The sequence below is a fragment of the Mycobacterium aquaticum genome, assembly GCF_002086485.1.
Classification (GTDB): domain Bacteria; phylum Actinomycetota; class Actinomycetes; order Mycobacteriales; family Mycobacteriaceae; genus Mycobacterium; species Mycobacterium aquaticum.
Map to the genome: position 1 here is coordinate 59,023 of NZ_MVHF01000019.1, position 21,109 is coordinate 80,131.

The following is a 21,109-nucleotide window of genomic DNA, read 5'->3' on the forward strand; positions in this document are numbered from 1 at the left end:
AAATCGGGCGGGCTCGCAAGAGCCCGCCCGATTTGTCTTTGTCGTGAGCTACGCCGCGGCCTTGTCGGAAGCCCTCGCGGACTTGCCTTTTGGCGATTTGTCTTCGGTCTGCTCCTTGGCGGGCTTGGTCACCTTGTCGAGCTTCTTGGCGACGTCGGCACGGACCTTCGCCACGGTGTCCTTGACCGACTTCTTGAGCGGATCGTTCGGATCGGCGGCGTGCTTGCCCGGCGCGCTCTTGAGCGAGTCGGCGATCTTCTGCGCGGTCTTGTCGAGTCGGGTGGAGCTGCTCGGCACGTCCAGAGTGCGCAATGTGCTGTTGGTTGACGGAATCGACGTGACAGGTGCCGGCGCTGCTGCGAGCGTCATCGACTTCGCCGCCGTCTTGGCGGGTTCCTTCACCTTCAGCGCCGTGTCTATGGCATCGGTGACCTGCGTGTTGACGCCGTCAAGCGCACCGGTGACCGGTGCGAGCCCGGTCTCGACGGCTTTGAACATCGGATCGGTCAGGTTCTTCTGGATCTGGTCGATCGCGTCGCGCAGCGCCTTCGCCCCGGCTTCGGACAACGCATTCTGTGTCATGGGGGAGAGGTCGACTCCGGGAAGCTTCGGCGTCCACTTCGACGGGGTCAGGGCGTTGGCTTCGATGCCGTCGACAAGGGCGTTGAAGACGGTCTTCGTCGCGGCGAGCTGCTGAGTGGGAGTCAGCGGGGAATGCCAGAGGTACGCCTGCTCGCCACCCATGTCGTACTTCCGCTGCAGGGTCACCGGGTCGACATCCTGGTAGCCCATGTTGACCAGCATGCGCAGGGCATCCTCGACGCTGTCGGTCAGCGGCGTCGGAACATGAACGCCCGGAACCAGATTCAGTAGACGCGGCGCCATGTTGAACGGTTCGAGCAAGGGCAGGTTGCCCGAGTCGTAGGTGATGTAGGTGGCAGTGCCCGGGAACTTGGTGGCGTCAGCGACCTTGTCCAGAGCTTCACCAAGACCGAGGTGCAGCCAGTCGATGTCCTTCGCGGTCCGGACGATGTCGGCCCATCCGGGCACCATCTCGATGCCCTGGCCGCCGGTGGGGTCCAGCATGACCTTGAGACCATCGGCGATGCCCAGGCCCAAGGGGACTATCAGGCTGTCGATGTTGTTGCCGTCGCCGGGTATCAGATAGGTGAGGAACACCCCGCCGGCCGCGGCGTTTGCCCACGCCAGCGGATTGAGCGTGGTCGGCGCATCTGACAGCGGGTTGTAGGCCCAGGTGATGTCGAGAATCGACGTGTTCAGGACCTTGGTCATGTTGCCGTTATTGGCGTCCGCATTGGCGTAGCTGCCCGCCGGCGGAGTGGACAGGTTCACCCCGAGCAGGTTGGTGAAAGGTGTTGCGAGGGCAAACAACCCACCGCCGGGGCGGCTGGGGTTGTTGACGAACACCAGCCACTGTCCGGTGACACCTACGCCCCAGTCGGGATCGTTGGACTGCACCGCCTTGATCATGTCCCGGTAGGCCAGCGAGGTGGTCAGCCCGCCCAGGCTCTCGGAGAAGATGATGGCCCGGCGCTGATTGAGAATCGGCGCGGTCTTCACCAGTGCCGCAACGGCGTTGGCGAAGGCCTTGGCGAGGGCGGGGCCGATGACCGGGATGCCTTTGATCGGTGCGGTCAGCGCATCCGCGACGCCGGTGGTGCTGTATTGCAGCCCGTTGACCGCGTCGTAGACGTCGCTGGGCAGCGGGCCCTTCACCCCGGCCTCGATCGGCGAGATCTTGTCGAGGACGTCCAGGAGTTGGTTGACGGCCGTCGCCAGCTCGCTGCCGCCGACCACTCCGGCGGCTGCTTCGACGACGTTCTGCGGCGTGATGCCCAACAACTCGGCAGCCCAGAAAATCGGCCCGACCCCGTAGATCCCGACGATCTTAGGCATCGACGGCAGTTGGGGCGCCGCGGTGAGGCTGACTTCCGCAGTAACTGTTCGCTTTTCGGCGAGCAGCGCTTCGGGTGCGGACGACGCGACGCCGGCGGTGAGTGCGGCAGTGGTGGCGACGACGGCGGTCGCGACCGCGGCGGCCTTGGTCTTCTGGAGGCGCGCAGGAGTGGGGTGGGACAAGTCGCTTCGGGCCTTCGCTGTGAAGTGGCTGACAGGGCGTGCACACTTTAGCAATACTGTCTAGTCGTCCTGAGGTATTTGCCTGAAAAACTATCTGACGCGTTAAAAGTGGCTCGTCCGCCGCTGCGGACGCGGCTGAGTTTGCGAAAAACGTCGCAGTCGAACCACGGGCGCCAGGGGTTTCGGAAGCCGCTGGTTCCTGTGTACGGGCCGAATCCGACTCCTTGATTCCTCCGGCCTGGAACCCTTTACTGCATGACCTGGACAGTCGGGGCTTCGGTATTGACGTTCGTGCTCGGCGCAATCCTGACCTATGTCATCCACGCGTCAACGCAGCATCAGGCTTTCGCATTGTCTGTTGCTGGACGGAAAATTGCCCTACGTGATGACCGGCGCGAAGTCATCTATGCGTTTATCGACGAGATGCAGGAAATCGAAAAGATGCTCGACCAGGAGTACCGGAATTTGCAAGCAGGTCGACCGTCGTCTGTAACAGAAGCTGACAAGCTGACCCGGCAGCATCGAATGTGGTTCCAGCAGAAGCGTATCGAGGTCGTCGGAAGTGCAGGACTGATTGAAAAATCTCGACACTACGCACTCACCATGGATGATTTGATCTTTCATCCGCCGCCCGACGTTCTAAAACCCGGGTACAGGATTTGGAAGAACACGGACCGGCGAGATGCGAACAAGGCATTTCTGCAGCAGGCCCGTAATGAATTGTATTCGCCCGAAATCTTCCAGAGCGAGGATGAAAGGCGCTCTCGGCGTCCGAGAATTCGCCGTAAACCACGGAACACGGGGTCGCCCGGATAGCCGACCATCGACGGCGGACAGCCGTCGATGGTCGGGCACCCGCAGTTACCCGATCGGCGTGGGCGGCAGCTCGCCGCGGAGCACGGCGAGGGCGTTGTCGGCGGCCAGCGTCGCCATGGCGGTTCGCGTCTCGATGGTGGCTGAGCCGAGATGCGGCACGAGCGCGACGTTTCCGAGCTCAAGCAGCTCGGGATGCACCTCGGGCTCCCGCTCGAAGACGTCGAGACCCGCGCCGGCGATGGTGCCGTCACGCAACGCGGTGGCCAGCGCCGCCTCGTCGACGATCGGGCCACGCGCCGTATTGACGAGGTAGGCGGAGCTCTTCATCGCGGAGAGCTGCTCGGCACCGATCAGGTGATGGGTGGCCGGCCCGTAGGGGCAGTGCAGCGAGACGACGTCCGAGACCGCCAGCAGCTCATCGAGGTCAACCCGGCGCGCGCCGAGCTCGGCCGCGACGTCGGGATCGATCTCGCTGCGCGACTGGTAGACGACATCCATGCCGAACGCCTTGGCACGGCGGGCGGTCGCCTGGCCGATGCCACCCATGCCCACGATGCCCAGGGTCTTGCCCTGCAGGCCGGTGCCGAGCAGGAAGAACATGCCCCACTTCCACGGCTGGCGGTCGCGGATGATGCGCTCACCTTCACCGAGTCGGCGCGTGGCCATGAGGATGAGGGCGAACGCGATGTCGGCGGTCGCCTCTGTCAGCACGCCGGGCGTGTTCGTCGCAACCACGCCGCGCTCCCGGCACGCCGCGACGTCGATGTTGTCGTAGCCCACGGCCACGTTCGCGACGACCTTGAGCTGAGGGCCTGCGGCGTCGAGCAGCTCGCCGTCGACGCGTTCGGTGAGCAGGGTCAGGATGGCGTCGGCGCCGGCCACGCTGCGCAGCAACTCATCGCGGCTGATCGACTCCGGACCCGGCCACGCGTCGACCTCGTGCTCGACGCGCAGCTTCTCGATGGCAGCGTCCGGAACTCGCCCGGTGACCACGACCCGGCTCATTTGGCGCTGATCCACTCGTTCAGGCGGCCGAGGCCCTCGCGGATGTCGTCGACCTCGATGCCCGAGTAGGCCAGACGGATGTACTGGCGCTCCTCGCCCGGCTGGCGGCGGCCGAAGTGCTCGCGCGTGCAGAACGAGACGCCGGTCTGGTGCAGTGCCACGGCGGCGAAGTCGCCGACCGCGGTGTAACCCATGCGATCCATGGCCTCGGTGACGTCGGGGAACAGGTAGAACGTCGAGTGGGGCACGGCAACATTCATACCCGGGATGGCGTTCACGGCTTCGCATGCGGCGTCGCGTCGCTCGCGCAGGACCTTGAGCATCTGCTGGACGGGCTCCTGGGTGCCGCGCAGCGCCTCGATGCCTGCCCACTGCACGTAGTGCGTCGTACATGACTCGTCATTGGTGTTGAGCGTGCTGAACACCTTCGCGAGGTCGACCGGCGCGACGGCACAGCCGAGGCGTGAGCCGGTCATCGCGAACTTCTTGCTGAACGTGTAGAGGATGACCGTGCGCTCGAGCATGCCGGGAAGCGACGCGATGGAGCTCGACACACCTTCATAGCGCGTCTCGAAGTAGGCCTCGTCGGAGAGCACCCAGAGATCGTGCTCCTGGGCGAGCTGCGCGATGGCCTCACGCTCGGCTGCCGTCGACTCCGCTGAGATGGGGTTCTGCAGGTCGTTGTAGATGATCGCCACCGTGTTGGGCGTGATCGAGGCCCGCAGTTGATCGAGGTCGATCGCGAAGCCCTCGTCGGTGGGGACGTAGCGGTACGGCAGCGCTGTGCCGCCGAGGTACTCGATCTGCGACTCGTAGATCGGGAAGCCCGGGTTCGGGTAGAGCACTTCCTGGCCGGGGTTCATGACGGTCTGCAGGAACTTCGTGATGACGGGCTTGCCTCCCGTCATCACGACGACGTTGTCGGGGGAGAGGTCGATGCTGCGGGCCGACCCCAGGTCGTCGGCGAGCGCCTCGCGCAGCTGGGGGATGCCGGGCCCGGGGCAGTAGCCCGTGTAGCCGTCGGCGATCGCCTTGTTCATCGCATCCACGATGTGTGGGGCCGTCGGGATGTTGATGTCGCCCAGGTGGAAGGGAAACACGCGGTGTCCCTTCGCCTTCCAGGCCGCGGCGGCCTGCGCGACGCTGAACGCCGTCTCGGTTCCCAGACGTTCGAGCCGGTGGGCGAGTTGCTGCATCCTGTCGTACTCCTCATCAGCTGAATCACGGCGGTGGCCGAGGGCATCGCCATTGGTATACATTTGGCGTGCGACTAGTATATTACTGATGTATCAGAACGTCGAGAGGTCAAAGCGGGTGAATTCCGCACGTCTCAGGGGCCTGGGCGCGCATCGTCATCGCGCCGGGGCAAGTGCAAGGGCTCTCAGTGCTGGAATCCTGGCCCGCGACGTCTCTCGGGGTCGACGGGTGCACCGGCCGGTGTCGGATCCGCCGCTCTGGCGGCGTTAGGTCGAAAAGGATTGGTGCGCAGCAGGTTTCGTGGGCCTACTACGCAATACTCGACCGCGCGCCCGACCCGGAGGCGAGCACGCGGGAGGTGGGGCGGCAGCTCACCGCGATCGGCGTTGACATCGCCGCCGACGCCCTGCGGGCGAGCGGCCTATGGCCGTCGAAAAGGCTGGGCCGGTCAGCCCTTGTTGACCGTGTTGTTGTTACCGGTGTTGGACACCTTCGGGTCGCCGGCCTTGTAGGTCACGGTGTTGTTGAACCCGAGCACGGCCAGATCCTTGTCGATCTTCTCGAAGGTGATCTTGTTGTCGGAGCCGCCGATGTTGACGCTGGAGCACGTGCCCTTGACGGTCAGCGTGTTGTTGGTGCCGCCGATCGTGAGCGATTTGCCACTGGCGCAATCGATGTCGGCCGTGGTGCCGACCGACGCGTAGTTGATGGTGTTGCCGATCTCGACGTTGAGGCCCGACGTGCCGGCCGTCGCGGACGGTGAAGAGTTCTTGTTGTCCGATCCGCCGCCGCACGCGGACAGCGCGACAACGGCGGCACCTGCCGCGACAACGCCGATGATCCCGGTGGTGTAGCTATGCATGTTCTCTCACTTTCCGTATCAGGCGGGTACGCGATCCAGCCGGTTCGTCATCCCGAGCTCACGGCCACGGTCGACCAGGACCGGGTCCCCGCCCTTGAAGAACACGGTCTGATCGAAGCCGTAGACCGTGACGTCGTTGATGACGTTGTCGGCGACGATCGTGTTCGACGATCCCTGCACCGTGATGGCATAACAGGTTCCGAGGGCGGTGACCGTGTTGCCGGTGCCGTTCACGAACAACGTCGCGCCGTTGCAGTCGATGGTCTGGTTGATGCCCTGCCCTGTGATGTGGGTGTCGCCGTCCTTGGCGGAGGCCTGGGTTACACCCGCGGTCAGCGCCAGCGGCACCGCGATCAAGCCCGCACTCAATCTTCGGCACGCAGCTGTCCAACGCACGGTCATTCCCCTTCGTCCGAATCCGGTGCAACGACATCCGATGCAGGGAAGCGTACGTTGCGCCGCCATCGGTTCGGCAGTGCTTGGGCGGTTCGGTGTACCCGGTCGACCAGTCGCGGGAGTTCGCAGTGCTCGGTAGCGTGTTGTCCGATGCGTCGGCGTGTTGTGGAGGCTGCTGCCGTGGCGGTCACCGCGATAATGACTGTCGCGGGGTGCTCGCACACCGTCAGCGGGACGGCGCAGCGGGCCGATTCCGGCGGCGCAGGCACCGACCGCGGTTATGGATATCTCGACGACAGATGCGGTCTGCTGACCGACAGCTCGGTCCAGGAACTGCTCAAAGCCGACCACATCGTCCGTCCCTACAGCGGCGCGGTCTGCCAGTACGTGCTGTCACGCAAGGCCGATGCCAACGCGTCGCCCGTCATGCTCGATGTCGTCTTCTCGTGGTTCGAGTCAGGATCCTTGGAGCGCGAACGGGCGGTGGCGCAGGAGCGCAAGGCGCAGATCACCGACACCGTCGTCGAGCGTCATCAGGCGTTCCTGGCGCGCCGCGACATCACCGGCGCGGCCTGCGCTGCGACTGCCGCGGCGGGCTCGGGCGTCTTGAGCTGGTGGGTGCAGTACCGCGGGCAGAACAGCGGCGACCCGTGCAAGGACGCCCAGATGCTGCTCTCCAAGACCCTGCAGGCGGAGCTCTGACATGGCGTCGCGAACACTGGTCCTCGGCGTCGCCGTCGGCGCTGCGGTTCTGACCGCGTGCGGACCGTCCGAGCAGGCCGAACAACCCGCCGCGCCACCACCTGCTGGCGGCTTCCACTCCGTGGACTGCAACGGCATCACCGATGCCGATGTGGCCAAGGCCGCGGGCTCGATGTTCACCAAGGCGGTGGTCAGTGACACCGGCTGCTTCTGGCAGGAGAACACCCTGCTGGGCACCTTCGGTGCCGGCATGGGCATCTCGACCTGGTGGTACCGAGGCAGTGACATGGACGCCGAGCGGACGTTGGAAGAACGCGCCGGACGCACGCTGACCGAAGTGTCCATCAACGGCAACAAGGGGTTCAGGGCCCAGGACGCCAATGTCTGCAGCATCTATGTCAGCAAGGGCAGTGACGTCATCACCTGGTCGATCCAGTCGATGAACCCTGCTGTTCTGCCCGATCTGTGCACCGTCACCGGGCAACTCGCCCAAGTCAGCCAGGACCGCGTGAACTGACGTTTGCGGACAGGGAACGGCTAGAGTTTCACCGCGACCCAGTTCAGGGTCTTTTCCCGTCGACCAGAAACGTCCGTCGACCCGATCAGGTGGAGCCCACATGTCAACTCGGCCGGAATCGCAGGCGGCCGGTGGCCGACCGCGCCCGGCGCGGACCACCCGGCTCAGCCGCGATGCGATCGTGAACGCCGCCTTGACGTTCCTCGACCGCGACGGCTGGGACGCGTTGACCATCAACGCGCTGGCCAGCCAGCTCGGCACCAAGGGGCCATCGCTCTACAACCACGTCGACAGCCTGGAAGACCTGCGCCGCACGGTCCGGATGCGCGTCATCGACGACATCATCGGGATGTTGAACACCGTGGGGCAGGGCCGCACCCGCGAAGACGCGATCGTGGCCATGGCCAGCGCGTACCGCAGCTACGCCCATCACCATCCGGGCCGGTATTCGGCCTTCACCCGCATGCCGTTCGGGGGCGACGATCCGCAGTACTCCGCGGCCACGAAGGCGGCCGCCGGACCGGTGATCGACGTCCTGGCCTCGTTCGGGCTGGAAGGGGAGGACGCGTTCTACGCGGCACTGGAATTCTGGTCGGCCCTGCACGGTTTTGTACTGCTGGAGATGACCGGCGTGATGGACGATATTGACACCGATGCGGTGTTCACCGACATGCTGCTGCGCCTGGCGTCCGGCATGCAGCGTCGACAGGCGTAGGCTCTGACCTGCGATTAGTCGACTGCGCACGAGTTTGGTTCGTCGCGGTCGGCCCTGGTATTGTGGTGGATCGTGCCTGGCCGGAAAGGCGCATGCGGCTAAGTGTTTCGCAAGCGTGCCCGCACGCCGGGCCAATTCGCATGTCTTACCAGCATCGGAATTTCTCCGGTGTGAGCACGTGCGACACGCCCGATCGCGGGGTACGCGACTCGGGGGTAACCGCAGTACAGAGACTTGAAGAACAACAGAGCAGCACAAAGCAACACACAGAAAGCCGGTACATGCCAACCATCAACCAGCTGGTCCGCAAGGGTCGCCGCGACAAGGTCGCGAAGGTCAAGACCGCGGCCCTCAAGGGCAGCCCGCAGCGCCGCGGCGTGTGCACCCGCGTGTACACCACCACCCCGAAGAAGCCGAACTCGGCGCTTCGTAAGGTCGCCCGCGTGAAGCTGACCAGTGGCGTTGAGGTCACCGCTTACATCCCGGGTGAGGGTCACAACCTGCAGGAGCACTCGATGGTGCTGGTGCGTGGTGGTCGTGTGAAGGACCTCCCCGGTGTCCGTTACAAGATCATCCGCGGGTCGCTGGACACCCAGGGTGTCAAGAACCGCAAGCAGGCCCGTAGCCGTTACGGCGCCAAGAAGGAGAAGAGCTGATGCCGCGCAAGGGTCCCGCGCCGAAGCGTCCGTTGGTCAACGATCCGGTCTACGGGTCGCAGCTGGTCACCCAGCTGGTCAACAAGGTTCTGCTGGACGGCAAGAAGTCGCTGGCCGAGCGCATCGTCTACGGTGCGCTGGAGCAGGCCCGTGACAAGACCGGCACCGATCCGGTCGTCACCCTCAAGCGTGCGCTCGACAACGTCAAGCCCGCCCTCGAGGTGCGTAGCCGCCGCGTCGGTGGCGCCACCTACCAGGTCCCGGTCGAGGTTCGCCCCGATCGCTCCACCACGCTGGCACTGCGCTGGCTGGTGAGCTTCTCCAAGGCCCGTCGCGAGAAGACCATGGTCGAGCGGCTCGCCAACGAGATCCTCGACGCGAGCAACGGCCTTGGCGCCGCTGTGAAGCGTCGTGAGGACACTCACAAGATGGCCGAAGCGAACCGGGCTTTCGCGCACTACCGCTGGTGATGTCCGCCCTCCGGGCGTCCAGTGTCGGACGCCCGTGAGGGTGCATCCGAACACCTAATCAAGCAAGCGAAAGAGTGGGAAGACTTCCGTGGCACAGGACGTGCTGACTGACCTGAGCAAGGTCCGCAACATCGGCATCATGGCGCACATCGACGCCGGCAAGACGACGACGACCGAGCGCATCCTCTACTACACCGGCGTCAACTACAAGATCGGTGAGACGCACGACGGTGCCTCCACGACCGACTGGATGGAGCAGGAGCAGGAGCGGGGTATCACCATTACCTCCGCCGCTGTGACGTGCTTCTGGAACGGCAACCAGATCAACATCATCGACACCCCCGGGCACGTCGACTTCACCGTTGAGGTGGAGCGCAGCCTTCGTGTGCTCGATGGCGCCGTGGCCGTGTTCGACGGCAAGGAAGGCGTGGAGCCGCAGTCCGAGCAAGTGTGGCGTCAGGCCGACAAGTACGACGTGCCGCGTATCTGCTTCGTCAACAAGATGGACAAGCTGGGTGCGGACTTCTACTTCACCGTGCAGACCATCAAGGACCGCCTCGGCGCCAAGCCGCTGGTGATTCAGCTGCCGATCGGTGCCGAGAACGACTTCGAGGGCATCGTCGACCTGGTCGAGATGAACGCCAAGGTCTGGCGCGGCGAGACCAAGCTCGGCGAGAGCTACGAGACCGTCGAGATCCCCGCGGATCTGGCCGAGCGGGCCGCTGAGTACCGCAGCGAACTGCTGGATACCGTCGCCGAGACCGACGAGGCGCTCCTGGAGAAGTACCTCGGTGGCGAAGAGCTCACCATCGACGAGATCAAGGGCGCGATCCGCAAGCTGACCGTGTCCAGCGAGCTCTACCCGGTGCTGTGCGGCAGCGCGTTCAAGAACAAGGGCGTGCAGCCCATGCTCGACGCGGTCATCGACTACCTGCCCTCGCCGCTGGACGTCGAGTCGGTCCGTGGCCACGCCCCGGGCAAGGAGGACGAGGAGATCCTGCGTCGTCCGTCCACCGACGAGCCGTTCGCTGCGCTGGCGTTCAAGATCGCCGTGCACCCGTTCTTCGGCAAGCTGACCTACGTGCGTGTGTACTCGGGCAAGGTCGAGTCGGGCGCCCAGGTCATCAACGCCACCAAGGGCAAGAAGGAGCGTCTGGGCAAGCTGTTCCAGATGCACGCCAACAAGGAGAACCCGGTCGAGACGGCCTCTGCGGGCCACATCTACGCGGTGATCGGCCTCAAGGACACCACCACCGGTGACACCCTGAGCGACGCGAACAACCAGGTCGTGCTGGAGTCGATGACCTTCCCGGACCCGGTTATCGAGGTGGCCATCGAGCCCAAGACCAAGAGTGACCAGGAGAAGCTGGGCACCGCGATCCAGAAGCTCGCCGAAGAGGATCCCACCTTCAAGGTGCACCTGGACCAGGAGACCGGCCAGACCGTCATCGGCGGCATGGGCGAGCTTCACCTGGACATCCTGGTGGACCGCATGCGTCGCGAGTTCAAGGTCGAGGCCAACGTCGGTAAGCCGCAGGTGGCCTACCGCGAGACCATCCGCCGCAAGGTGGAGAAGGTCGAGTACACCCACAAGAAGCAGACGGGTGGCTCGGGCCAGTTCGCGAAGGTGCTCATCGACCTCGAGCCGTTCCACGGCGAGGACGGTGCGACCTACGAGTTCGAGAACAAGGTCACCGGTGGCCGCATCCCGCGCGAGTACATCCCTTCGGTGGATGCCGGTGCGCAGGACGCCATGCAGTACGGCGTGCTCGCCGGCTACCCGCTGGTGAACGTGAAGGTCACCCTGCTCGACGGCGCCTACCACGAGGTCGACTCCTCGGAAATGGCATTCAAGGTTGCCGGCTCGCAGGTGCTGAAGAAGGCCGCTCAGGCCGCTCAGCCGGTCATTCTCGAGCCCATCATGGCTGTCGAGGTCACCACGCCCGAGGACTACATGGGCGACGTGATCGGCGACTTGAACTCCCGCCGTGGTCAGATCCAGGCCATGGAGGAGCGCAGTGGTGCGCGCGTCGTCAAGGCGCAGGTTCCGCTGTCGGAGATGTTCGGCTACGTCGGCGACCTCCGGTCGAAGACGCAGGGCCGGGCGAACTACTCCATGGTGTTCGATTCGTACGCCGAGGTTCCGGCGAACGTGTCGAAGGAGATCATTGCGAAGGCGACGGGTCAGTAACCCGGTAGCCTCGCAGACCGCACAACTGAACACATCAACACTGCTTAAGTACAAGCACCAACACAGTCCAGGAGGACACCACAGTGGCGAAGGCGAAGTTCGAGCGGACGAAGCCGCACGTCAACATCGGGACCATCGGTCACGTTGACCACGGCAAGACCACGCTTACTGCAGCAATCACCAAGGTTCTGCACGACAAGTACCCGGAGTTGAACGAATCGCGCGCATTCGACCAGATCGACAATGCGCCTGAGGAGCGTCAGCGCGGTATCACCATCAACATCTCCCACGTGGAGTACCAGACCGACAAGCGCCACTACGCCCACGTGGACGCCCCCGGTCACGCCGACTACATCAAGAACATGATCACCGGTGCGGCCCAGATGGACGGCGCCATCCTGGTGGTCGCCGCCACCGACGGCCCGATGCCGCAGACCCGCGAGCACGTGCTGCTGGCCCGCCAGGTGGGTGTGCCCTACATCCTGGTCGCGCTGAACAAGTCGGATGCGGTGGACGACGAGGAGCTCATCGAGCTCGTCGAGATGGAGGTCCGCGAGCTGCTGGCTGCGCAGGACTTCGACGAGGAAGCCCCGGTCGTCCGCGTCTCGGCGCTCAAGGCGCTGGAAGGCGACGAGAAGTGGGTCAAGTCGGTCGAGGAACTGATGGATGCGGTCGACGAGTCGATCCCGGATCCGGTTCGTGAGACCGACAAGCCGTTCCTGATGCCCGTCGAGGACGTCTTCACCATCACCGGTCGTGGCACCGTGGTCACCGGTCGCGTCGAGCGTGGCGTGATCAACGTGAACGAGGAAGTCGAGATCGTCGGCATCCGTCCCGACACCACCAAGACCACGGTCACCGGTGTCGAGATGTTCCGCAAGCTGCTCGACCAGGGCCAGGCCGGTGACAACGTCGGTCTGCTCCTGCGTGGTATCAAGCGTGAGGACGTCGAGCGTGGCCAGGTTGTGGTCAAGCCCGGCACCACCACCCCGCACACCGAGTTCGAGGGCCAGGTCTACATCCTGTCCAAGGACGAGGGCGGCCGCCACACGCCGTTCTTCAACAACTACCGTCCGCAGTTCTACTTCCGCACCACCGACGTGACCGGTGTTGTGACGCTGCCGGAGGGCACCGAGATGGTTATGCCCGGTGACAACACCGACATCTCCGTCAAGCTGATCCAGCCCGTCGCCATGGACGAGGGCCTGCGCTTCGCGATCCGCGAAGGCGGCCGTACCGTCGGCGCCGGCCGGGTTACCAAGATCAACAAGTAAGTTCGATCTGCTGCAAAGCGGCGCTCACCTTCGGGTGGGCGCCGCTTTTGCGTGTAGCAATTGCGTAACGCCTGTGACTGCTGGGGCGATAGTGCAGGTAGTTTTGCTGTGTACGGGTAGGGGGTTCCGCTGTGATTCGTCGTCTGTTCGTGGCGGTATGTTGCGCCGTCGGCCTCATCGGATTGACAGTGGCACCCGCCAACGCCGTGGCGTGCCCCGATGTTCACTGGATCGGTGTTGCCGGCTCAGGTGAACGTGACGACCCGGCTTCCTACGGCGGCATGGGTCGCGTGGTGTACCAGTCACTACAGGACCTGTCCCAGCAGGTACAGCGTGATGGTCGGACCATGACCGCCGAGGCGGTCAACTATCCCGCTGTCGCGGTACCCGACACAGGCAACCTGCTCGGCTGGGCGGGCTTCATGAGCAGTGTCGACGCCGGCGTCGCCGCGCTGGCCAACCAGTACACCGCATTCACCCAGCAGTGCCCTTCCACGAAGGTGGTGCTGGCCGGCTATTCACAGGGCGCGATGGTGGTCCACCGGAACCTGCAAACCCTGGCAGGCAATCCCAATCTTGCGGCTGTTCTGCTGGTCGCCGACGGCGACCGGTTGCCCGCCGACCCGACGTACAACCTCGGTAGCGCCACCGCCGTGCGCGGTGCTGCCGGCAAGGGGATGGCGCAGCAGTGGCCGCTGATGGCGCATGCGCCGACGACTCCGTTGCCGGTAGCCGTCGGCTCCCGCACCATCAGTGTGTGCGATGTCGGGGATCCGGTCTGCGACGCGATCACCGACGACGACGAGGTGACACCGGCCGGGGTGGCCATCCACACGAGCTATGCGCGGGCGCGGTCTGGCGGGTACGCCTGGACCTGGCCGCTGTACCAGCTGCTGGGAGCGGCGCTGCCGGTGGGCAACACGGCCACCGTCGGACCGCCGATGTGACGGTCCTCGCGTAGAGCGGCCGATTACCTTACCAGTCGAACCGCGCAAGAGTCGGCGATTCTGGCAAATTTTTCTGCAGATCACGGTTAGATCGAGGTTGCGCACGCCACCATCGCTGGCAATTTGCTGTGGGTATTGGTCAGGAATTGCCGCGCCACCAGCGTTGTGGCCGCGTTTATTGCTTTGACCAGCAAAGATGCGGGAATGGGCGTGCCTCCACGCGCGCATGAGAAATGGCCGACAAGGCTCATCTGGCTTTGCCGCGCATCTGCCCGTCTGATTACAACGTGATCCTTGACACACCTTATGGCAAAGCTTACTGTCTGCTTGCGAAATCGAAATTGACAGTGCTGTCAGTTGAGGGGAGCGCCGCTGATGGCTGATAACGACCATGGTCCGGGCACGCGACGTACGCGCGGCGCGCACAGGATGCCGGCGAGACACTCGGTCCTCACCCGCACGGTAGCCGCCGGGGGCGCGGCGTTCTGTATCGGCGCCGTCGCGGAAACCCCCGCGGCGGAAGCCCTGTCGATCATTCTCCCGGCCGGCGGAGCCGGGAACACCACTCAGCTCAACATCCTCGAGGGCAACATCATCAACCCTCAGGTCGCGATCCCGGGGTCGAACGTCAGCAGCAATTCGACGGCGGGCGGCATTGCTGCGGGCAACGGCAACAACAGCACGGTCGTCGCGGGGTCCACGTTCTGGTCCCAGACCATCAACCTGGCGGGCACCACCGGAACGGGAAATACCACTCAAGTCGACATCTTCTCGTACAACGTCATCAACCCGCAGCTGAGCATGGGCGGCAGCAACACGAGCAACAACTCATCGGTCAGTAACGTCGCCACCGGCAACGGGAACAACAGCAGCACCACGGTGACGTCGGGAGCTGGGACAACCATGGTCGGCGCGGCGGTCGGCAACGGCAACACCACGCAGATCGCGATCGGCTCCGGCAACATCATCAACCCGCAGTGGAGCTTCGGCGGCAGCAATACCAGCAACAACACCACCGTCGGCAATGTGTCCGCAGGCAACGGCAACAACAGCAGCACCACCGTGGACTCGACGGGAGGATCTGGGACCACCGCCGTCGGGGGCGTGACCGGCAACGGCAACACCGTCCAGACGTCGTTCCTGTCCTTCAACATCATCAATCCGCAACGCAGCTTCGGTGGCAGCAATACCAGCAACAACTCGACGACCAGCAATGTGTCGAGCGGGAACGGGAACGGCAGCAGCACGGATGTGAGCGGGGGCGGCGGTTCGACGACCGTCGTCGGCACGACCGGTAACGGCAACACCACCCAGCAGTCCAACCGTTCGGGGCAGATCTTCAACCGCCAGACGACCTCTGCCTTGCCGTCGCTGTCCTTCCGGCCGCCGACGTCGACCTCCGGCCCGGCTTCGACGCAGTCCTCCGGGGCGGGTGTCACGTCGGTTTCGGTATCCACCGCATCGTCGCCGTCGCCGAAAGCGCGCACCACGTCGTTCGGTGGTGGTGCGCTGGGCGGTGTGCGTTCGATCGCCTCGAAGCTGTCCGGTCAGTCCGGCGCAGGCCCGCGCCACGCAAAGGCTGACGGATGACATCGCGTTATCAGCACCACACCGACCTGCCGCCATGAGAGCGCCCGCAGGTTAGTTTTCCGCGGACGGGCCCGTGCGGGCGCCGTCAATTGAAGCATCGCCAATTGCGCGATAGCCGATGGGCTGAATTGTCGCCGACAGCTGCCCGTTGAATTCTGCTGGAATTCGGTACTACGCGTGCCGTGCATTCGACGTGTAACTCAATCTGATGTGATGTGTTTTCGCGTGTGTGCGACCCCGCGAAACGGTACTCGTCGTCCATATATTTGCAATTGAAAAAGCAAACAACACAGCGAAATTAAATGCTTGACACGGTTGTGTAAAGCGCAATAGATTCCAGCTCAAATGGCACTTCAGGGGAGGTGTGTAGATATGACAATCTGCAGTCTCGGTGCGCATGAATTGGAAGACATAAGCCGTAGTCCACCTGGTGATTAGGCGCGCCCGGCGCCTTTCCTGTTTGGCGGCTGATGCAGGCCGGCCATGTGCGAATGCATTTCATGGATCGGACCTTCACGGGTCCCTCAATTAATACAGCCATGCCCAAAAACAGCAAATACCAAGGAGCTCAGACAATGGGTAAGCACACCAAGCCTCGCAAGCCGACTTCGTGGAACAAGACGCTCGCGGCCGGCACCGTTGCCGGTACGACTGCGTTGGGATTCGGCGCTTTGGCTGCGCTGGATTCACCTATGGCCAACGCCTCGTTGTTCAATTTCTCGAACTTGTTCAACCCCAGCCCCAAGACCACCACAGTGGTCGGGACCACGGGCAACGGCAACACCACCCAGAAGTCGACCGCGTCGGGGAACATCAACAATCCGCAGGCCAGCGTGCTGAGCCCAGCCGTCGGCGGCGTCTCGAGCAGCGGCCCGGCCACGTCATCGGCAGTCGGTGGTCCGGGCACCAGCACCTCGGCCAATACCGCGGTCAACACGGGTGGAGCTGCGGTTGGTGGTCCGACGACGGGCGGCACGGCGGCGAGCACCACGACCGGCGTTAGCCCGGCCGTCGGCGGAGCAGGCGTCGGTGGGGTTTCGACAGGTGGTTCGGGGGTCGGCGGGGCAGGTGTCGGCGGTTCGAACGTCAATGGCGCCACCACCGGTGGGACGTCGACCGGCGGTACGAACGCTGCCGTTGACACCGGCGGCGCCGGACTGGGCGGCTCAAATGTCAACGGCGCCACCACAGGTGGCCCCGCGACGGATGCCGTTGTCAGCGCCAACCCGGCGACTGATGCGTCCGCGCCGGTCAACACGCAGACCGGTGGTACGGCAGCTGTTGTCAGCACCGGAGATGGCACTGCGACCGCGGGCGGCCCGACCGGGCCGACTACCACCAGTAGCGCGACCAGTGGGGACACCTCAAGTGGCGGGGCGACCGGCGGAGCGGCGACCACCGGGCAGACCGGCGGGGCCGGCACGGGTGGCGCGGTGACGACCTCCCAGACGGCCGGAGGCGGAACGTCCGGCGGCGGCACCACCAACCAGACTGCCGGCGCAGGTACTGGAGGCGCGGGCACCGGAGGATCGGCGACATCGGGCGGCGGTCAGGGTGGCTCGGCCACCGGCGGCGCGACCACGGGCGGCAATGCCACCACCGGCAACACCACGGGTGGCACCACCAAGGGCGGTAGCGCGGGTTCAGTCCAGTCGAGCACCAGCAGCGCGACGGGTGGCAGTGCCACCAGCGGCAGTGCCACCAGCTCGGCCAACTCCAGTGCCAACAGCGGCAATACGTCGAAGAACAGGACGAGCGTCAACACCTCGAAGTTCAACGGCAACGGCAGCAGCGTCAAGATCGGCTGACATCGCGAAAGGAACCACTGAATGCTGGACCGTCGCCGTCAACCGGCGGCGGTCCAGCGCTTTCTCATCGGGTGGTCTGTTTGGCCCACCCCAGCACCAGCAGTGAGGTGGGCAGCAGCAAGATCGCGATGGTCAGCAGGATGGCCGAAATCCCGCCTCCGGGAGACGATCCCGCGTGTTCGAGCATCTCCAGCACGGTGCCGGTGACCGCGATTCCGACGCCACCCAGCGTCACCATGGAGGTCAGCGCCACGCCCGCCGCAGCGCCGGCCCGCTCAGGCGGTACGACTGCCTGGGTCGCCACTGTGGTGAACGCGTACACCAATCCCATGGTGAAGCCGCAGGCTGTCAGTGCGATGAGGTAGAGCGGCCAACCGCGTGAGAGGGCAAGCACGGCAAGCGAAATCGCGGCGGCCGCACCTGTCGTACCCATCACCGCCATGGGTGGGTACTTCGTGGCCAGCCGTCCGGAGAGCACACCGCCTGCTGCGGCGCCGGCCGACGGGCCGAGGAATGCCAGCCCCGCGGTCAACGGGTCGAGGCCCCGTACCTCCTGCAGATTCAAGGTCGAGAGGTAGATCGCCACCACATAGGCGATGTTGGCCACGGTGCCCGTGAGGATCAGCGCGGTGAACCGTTGGTCGCGCAGAAGCGAGAGATCCACCAACGGCCATTTGACCCGGTGCTCGGTCACGACGAACGCCGTCATGGTCAGGATCGAGATGATGAACGCCGCCACTGTCGGCAGCGAGAGCCAACCCCAACTCGGGCCGCGATCGAAGGTCAGCGTGAACAGGCCGATGCCAATGGTGATCAGAGCGAGCCCGGTGAGATCGATCCGGCGTGGCACGGTTTGGTCGGAGCTCTCCGACATGGTGAGGCCGCCGATCACGGCTGAGACGACGGCCAGGGGCACGAGCAACCAGAAGATCGCGCGCCATCCGACCGTCTGGGTGAGCAGACCGCCGACCAACGGGCCCGCCGCGTTGCCCAATCCGCCTATCCCATAAGCCAATCCGATGGCCCGGGAAGCCCGCTCCGCCGTAAACGAGTTGGTCAGCACACTCACCGAGACCGGGAAGATCAGTGCCGCGCCCAATCCTTGGGCTGCTCTCGAGCCGATCACCCATGCCGCGGACGGGGCCATCGCGCACACCGCCGACGACGCGCCGAACACCGCGATGCCGATCAGCAGGGTGCGCCTGCGGCCGAAGATGTCGCCGATGCGGCCGGCAGGCACCATGCAGGCTCCCAGGGTGAGCATGTAGATGCTGATCACCCACTGCAGATCGGTGGCCGTGGTGTCCAGATCCTCCGCCATCGTGGGCAGGGCGAGGTTGACGGCGAAATAGTCGAGTTGGACGCAGAACAGCGCGGTGGAGACGGCCGCGAGGATCCAGCGGTCGCGGGATGCGGTCGGCGCCGTCACCGCCGCGACCTCCGATGATCTGTCACAACCGTAAGTTTCCTGCGCGCAGTCCAGACATCGAGGATGAATGACGATAATCTGACACCCGTATCGGCGATCCTGAGGAGGGTCAGGTGGTCGGGCGGTATCTGAAGGCTCAGCTGTGGGTGCTGCTCTGCGGCGGCCTGGTCGGGCCGATCTTTCTCGTCGTGTATTTCGCCATCGGCGAGAGCAGCCTGGTGCGGTGGATGTTCTGGACGGGTCTGCTGATCACTGCGGCCGATGTTCTGATCGCCCTGGCCTTGGCGAACTACGGCGCCAAGTCCGCTGCCAAGTCGCAGTTCCTGGAACAGCAGGGTGTGTTGGCACTTGCTCAGGTCATCGGCATCGCCGAAACCGGCACCATGATCAACGATCAACCACTTGTGAAGCTCGATCTCCGCATCGAAGGGCCGGGTTTGACGCCGTTCGAGAGCCAGGACCGGGTCATCGCCTCGGTGACGCGGATGCCGCTGATCACCGGCCGCAAACTCGTCGCGCTGGTCGACCCCGCCACCAGGGACTATCAAATCGATTGGCAGCGAAGTGCTTTGGTAGGCGGTCTGGTGCCGGCTCAGTTCACCGTGGACGAGGACCGCCGGACCTACGATCTGTCGGGGCAGGCCGGGCCGCTGCTGGAGATCCTGCGGATCCTCAAGGCCAACAACGTCCCGATGAACGGCACCGTCGACATCAGGTCCAACCCTGTGGTGCGCCAACAAGTCACCAATGTGGTGCGCCGTGCGGCGGCGCAGCAGGCCCCGGCGGCACCCGTGCCTGCGCCCACCGTGCAGGCCCCCGAACCGTCGACCGCGCAGCGGTTGCAGGAATTGGAGACATTGCGCGCCACCGGTGCCATCACCGACGCGGAGTACACCGCCAAACGACAGCAGATCATCTCGGAGTTATAAGAGTCGGCAGATCAATTCGGGGGGACGGCAGTGGTCGCATCCGACCAACAGACGGCAGAGAAGGATCAGAAGGTCAGCCTTCCCACGTTGACCGCCATGGTCGTCGGATCGATGGTCGGCTCGGGTGTCTTCCTGTTGCCACGCCGATTCGGCGTCGAGACCGGTGTCGCCGGTGCGCTGATCGCCTGGACGATCGCGGGCACGGGCATGCTCATGCTGGCGTTCGTGTTCCAACGGCTCGCCACGCGCAAGCCCGATCTGGACGCCGGCATCTACGCATACGCAAAGGCGGGGTTCGGTGACTACGTCGGCTTCAATTCCGCGTTCGGGTTCTGGGCGTCGGCGTGCGCAGGCAACACGTCGTACTGGGTGCTGATCATGACGACGACGAGCGCGCTGTTCCCCGCGCTCGGTGCGGGGGACACCGTCGTCGCGGTGCTCTGCTCGTCGGTCGGCGTCTGGTTGTTCTTCTCCCTGATCCTGGCCGGCGTCAAGGAAGCCGCGATCATCAACCGGATCGCGACCTTCGCCAAGGTGGTTCCGATCCTGGTGTTCATCGTGATCGCCCTGATCGCCTTCAAGGCGGGCGTATTCGCCGACAACTTCTGGGGTGGCGACGGGAACTATTCCTGGGCCTCACTTTTCGACCAGGCCAAGGGCACCATGCTGATCACGGTGTTCGTGTTCATGGGGATCGAAGGCGCCAGCGTGTATTCGCGGTTCGCCCGCAAGCGCGAGGATGTCGGCCGCGCCACGGTGATCGGCTTTCTGTCGGTACTGGCGGTGTTCATGCTGGTGACACTGTCGTCCTACGGTGTGCTCCCGCAGTCCGAGCTGGCCGGCGTCGCGCAGCCGTCCATGGCCTCCGTGCTGGAATCGATTGTGGGGCACTGGGGCTCGATTTTCATCAGGGTCGGGGTGATCCTGTCGGTACTCGGTGCGTACCTGGCCTGGACGTTGATGGCCGCCGAGATCCTCTACATCCCGGCCAAGACCGACGACATGCCGAGATTTCTGGCCCGCGAGAACGCCAAGGGCGCGCCTGTCACCGCGCTGATGATGGCAGGCGGGCTGGTGCAGCTGCTGCTGATCCTGCTGCTGTTCACGTCCGAGGCACTGGATTTCATGCTGGATCTGACGGCTGCACTGGCGGTCATCCCATACCTGCTGGCCGCCGGATACGCGCTGAAACTGACCGTCACCCGCGAGACCTACGGCGATCGCCGCTCGCTGGTGCCCGACACGGTCATTGCGGCGTTGGCGACGTTCTACACGCTGTTCCTGGTTTACGCCGCCGGATGGGACCACCTGCTGCTGTCGTGCATCCTCTACGCCCCCGGGGCCCTGTTGTATTGGATTGCGCGCCGGGAACGCGGCCTGCGGGTGTTCCGTCCGGCTGAGGCCGCGCTGTTCGTGGTCATCCTGATCGGGGCCGTGGGAGGCGTATACGGCCTGGTTTCGGGAGCCATCCAGATTTAGCCATTTTCGAGGGTGTGACGAGAGGA

The 21,109-nt window shown here is 64.6% G+C and carries 19 protein-coding genes; 13 read left to right on the plus strand and 6 right to left on the minus strand.

Annotation, left to right across the window (positions count from 1 at the left end; genetic code table 11):
* Positions 1–48: 48 nt before the first annotated feature.
* Entirely contained in the window at positions 49–2,100 is a 2,052-nt protein-coding gene (locus tag BST13_RS19040; protein ID WP_083165588.1) for a PE-PPE domain-containing protein, read from the minus strand.
* 255 nt (positions 2,101–2,355) lie between these two features.
* Between BST13_RS19040 and BST13_RS19045 the strand changes: the two genes are divergently transcribed.
* Positions 2,356–2,916, plus strand: a complete 561-nt coding sequence (locus tag BST13_RS19045) for a hypothetical protein (RefSeq protein ID WP_083165589.1) — start codon at positions 2,356–2,358, stop codon at positions 2,914–2,916.
* 45 nt (positions 2,917–2,961) lie between these two features.
* Here the strand turns inward: BST13_RS19045 and BST13_RS19050 are convergent, their stop codons facing one another.
* The 4 genes from BST13_RS19050 to BST13_RS19065 all read right to left on the minus strand — a co-directional run bounded on the left by BST13_RS19050 (position 2,962) and on the right by BST13_RS19065 (position 6,376).
* Positions 2,962–3,921 (minus strand): 2-hydroxyacid dehydrogenase, encoded by a 960-nt coding sequence (locus BST13_RS19050; RefSeq protein WP_083165590.1) that lies wholly within the window; start codon positions 3,919–3,921, stop codon positions 2,962–2,964.
* Positions 3,918–5,117: a pyridoxal phosphate-dependent aminotransferase gene (locus tag BST13_RS19055; RefSeq protein WP_083165641.1), complete on the minus strand. Its 1,200-nt coding sequence runs from the start codon at positions 5,115–5,117 to the stop codon at positions 3,918–3,920. The genes BST13_RS19050 and BST13_RS19055 overlap by 4 nt, the downstream gene beginning before the upstream one ends.
* Before the next feature lie 449 nt (positions 5,118–5,566).
* Positions 5,567–5,980 carry a DUF3060 domain-containing protein gene (locus tag BST13_RS19060; protein WP_083165591.1) on the minus strand — a complete coding sequence of 138 codons (414 nt, stop codon included), beginning with the start codon at positions 5,978–5,980 and terminating at the stop codon, positions 5,567–5,569.
* Between the two features lie 18 nt (positions 5,981–5,998).
* Entirely contained in the window at positions 5,999–6,376 is a 378-nt protein-coding gene (locus BST13_RS19065; RefSeq protein WP_083165642.1) for a DUF3060 domain-containing protein, read from the minus strand.
* Positions 6,377–6,526: 150 nt separating this feature from the next.
* Between BST13_RS19065 and BST13_RS19070 the strand changes: the two genes are divergently transcribed.
* The 10 genes from BST13_RS19070 to BST13_RS38735 all read left to right on the plus strand — a co-directional run bounded on the left by BST13_RS19070 (position 6,527) and on the right by BST13_RS38735 (position 17,246).
* Positions 6,527–7,078, plus strand: a complete 552-nt coding sequence (locus BST13_RS19070; protein WP_211296122.1) for a DUF3558 domain-containing protein — start codon at positions 6,527–6,529, stop codon at positions 7,076–7,078.
* Between the two features lies 1 nt (position 7,079).
* On the plus strand, positions 7,080–7,595 hold the full coding sequence (locus tag BST13_RS19075; protein ID WP_083165593.1) for a DUF3558 domain-containing protein: 516 nt from the start codon (positions 7,080–7,082) through the stop codon (positions 7,593–7,595).
* Positions 7,596–7,695: 100 nt separating this feature from the next.
* The gene (locus BST13_RS19080; RefSeq protein ID WP_083165594.1) at positions 7,696–8,310 is read left to right on the plus strand and encodes a TetR/AcrR family transcriptional regulator; all 615 of its coding nucleotides are present in this window, start codon (positions 7,696–7,698) and stop codon (positions 8,308–8,310) included.
* 281 nt (positions 8,311–8,591) lie between these two features.
* Entirely contained in the window at positions 8,592–8,966 is a 375-nt protein-coding gene (rpsL, locus tag BST13_RS19085; RefSeq protein WP_003881867.1) for a 30S ribosomal protein S12, read from the plus strand.
* Positions 8,966–9,436: a 30S ribosomal protein S7 gene (gene rpsG / locus BST13_RS19090; protein ID WP_018601866.1), complete on the plus strand. Its 471-nt coding sequence runs from the start codon at positions 8,966–8,968 to the stop codon at positions 9,434–9,436. Before rpsL ends, rpsG begins: the two co-directional genes overlap by 1 nt.
* Before the next feature lie 88 nt (positions 9,437–9,524).
* On the plus strand, positions 9,525–11,627 hold the full coding sequence (fusA, locus tag BST13_RS19095; protein WP_083165595.1) for an elongation factor G: 2,103 nt from the start codon (positions 9,525–9,527) through the stop codon (positions 11,625–11,627).
* An 83-nt stretch (positions 11,628–11,710) separates the two neighbouring features.
* Complete coding sequence (gene tuf / locus BST13_RS19100; protein ID WP_029369150.1) at positions 11,711–12,901, plus strand: elongation factor Tu; 1,191 nt, start codon at positions 11,711–11,713, stop codon at positions 12,899–12,901.
* Positions 12,902–13,032: 131 nt separating this feature from the next.
* The gene (locus tag BST13_RS19105; protein WP_083165596.1) at positions 13,033–13,848 is read left to right on the plus strand and encodes a cutinase family protein; all 816 of its coding nucleotides are present in this window, start codon (positions 13,033–13,035) and stop codon (positions 13,846–13,848) included.
* 375 nt (positions 13,849–14,223) lie between these two features.
* A complete protein-coding gene (locus BST13_RS19110; RefSeq protein ID WP_083165597.1) occupies positions 14,224–15,438 on the plus strand; it encodes a hypothetical protein in 1,215 nt (404 codons plus the stop codon).
* Positions 15,439–16,013: 575 nt separating this feature from the next.
* Positions 16,014–17,246 (plus strand): hypothetical protein, encoded by a 1,233-nt coding sequence (locus BST13_RS38735; protein WP_142282810.1) that lies wholly within the window; start codon positions 16,014–16,016, stop codon positions 17,244–17,246.
* Between the two features lie 64 nt (positions 17,247–17,310).
* On the opposite strand, the gene BST13_RS19125 is transcribed toward BST13_RS38735, so the two are convergent.
* On the minus strand, positions 17,311–18,675 hold the full coding sequence (locus BST13_RS19125) for an MFS transporter (protein WP_083165600.1): 1,365 nt from the start codon (positions 18,673–18,675) through the stop codon (positions 17,311–17,313).
* Between the two features lie 113 nt (positions 18,676–18,788).
* On the opposite strand from BST13_RS19125, the gene BST13_RS19130 reads away from it, so the two are divergent.
* Together BST13_RS19130 and BST13_RS19135 are read left to right on the plus strand one after the other, a co-directional pair.
* Positions 18,789–19,604, plus strand: a complete 816-nt coding sequence (locus BST13_RS19130; protein ID WP_083165601.1) for an SHOCT domain-containing protein — start codon at positions 18,789–18,791, stop codon at positions 19,602–19,604.
* 30 nt (positions 19,605–19,634) lie between these two features.
* Complete coding sequence (locus BST13_RS19135) at positions 19,635–21,083, plus strand: basic amino acid/polyamine antiporter (RefSeq protein ID WP_083165602.1); 1,449 nt, start codon at positions 19,635–19,637, stop codon at positions 21,081–21,083.
* Positions 21,084–21,109: the final 26 nt, after the last annotated feature.

What these genes read in the sequence shown, in the direction of transcription:
- BST13_RS38735 (WP_142282810.1), top strand. Translation starts at nt 16,014, where the DNA reads ATGGGTAAGCACACCAAGCCTCGCAAGCCGACTTCGTGGAACAAGACG.
- BST13_RS19110 (WP_083165597.1), top strand. Translation starts at nt 14,224, where the DNA reads ATGGCTGATAACGACCATGGTCCGGGCACGCGACGTACGCGCGGCGCG.
- BST13_RS19075 (WP_083165593.1), top strand. Translation starts at nt 7,080, where the DNA reads ATGGCGTCGCGAACACTGGTCCTCGGCGTCGCCGTCGGCGCTGCGGTT.
- rpsL (WP_003881867.1), top strand. Translation starts at nt 8,592, where the DNA reads ATGCCAACCATCAACCAGCTGGTCCGCAAGGGTCGCCGCGACAAGGTC.
- BST13_RS19060 (WP_083165591.1), bottom strand. Translation starts at nt 5,980, where the DNA reads ATGCATAGCTACACCACCGGGATCATCGGCGTTGTCGCGGCAGGTGCC.
- BST13_RS19045 (WP_083165589.1), top strand. Translation starts at nt 2,356, where the DNA reads ATGACCTGGACAGTCGGGGCTTCGGTATTGACGTTCGTGCTCGGCGCA.
- BST13_RS19070 (WP_211296122.1), top strand. Translation starts at nt 6,527, where the DNA reads ATGCGTCGGCGTGTTGTGGAGGCTGCTGCCGTGGCGGTCACCGCGATA.
- BST13_RS19055 (WP_083165641.1), bottom strand. Translation starts at nt 5,117, where the DNA reads ATGCAGCAACTCGCCCACCGGCTCGAACGTCTGGGAACCGAGACGGCG.
- BST13_RS19080 (WP_083165594.1), top strand. Translation starts at nt 7,696, where the DNA reads ATGTCAACTCGGCCGGAATCGCAGGCGGCCGGTGGCCGACCGCGCCCG.
- rpsG (WP_018601866.1), top strand. Translation starts at nt 8,966, where the DNA reads ATGCCGCGCAAGGGTCCCGCGCCGAAGCGTCCGTTGGTCAACGATCCG.
- BST13_RS19050 (WP_083165590.1), bottom strand. Translation starts at nt 3,921, where the DNA reads ATGAGCCGGGTCGTGGTCACCGGGCGAGTTCCGGACGCTGCCATCGAG.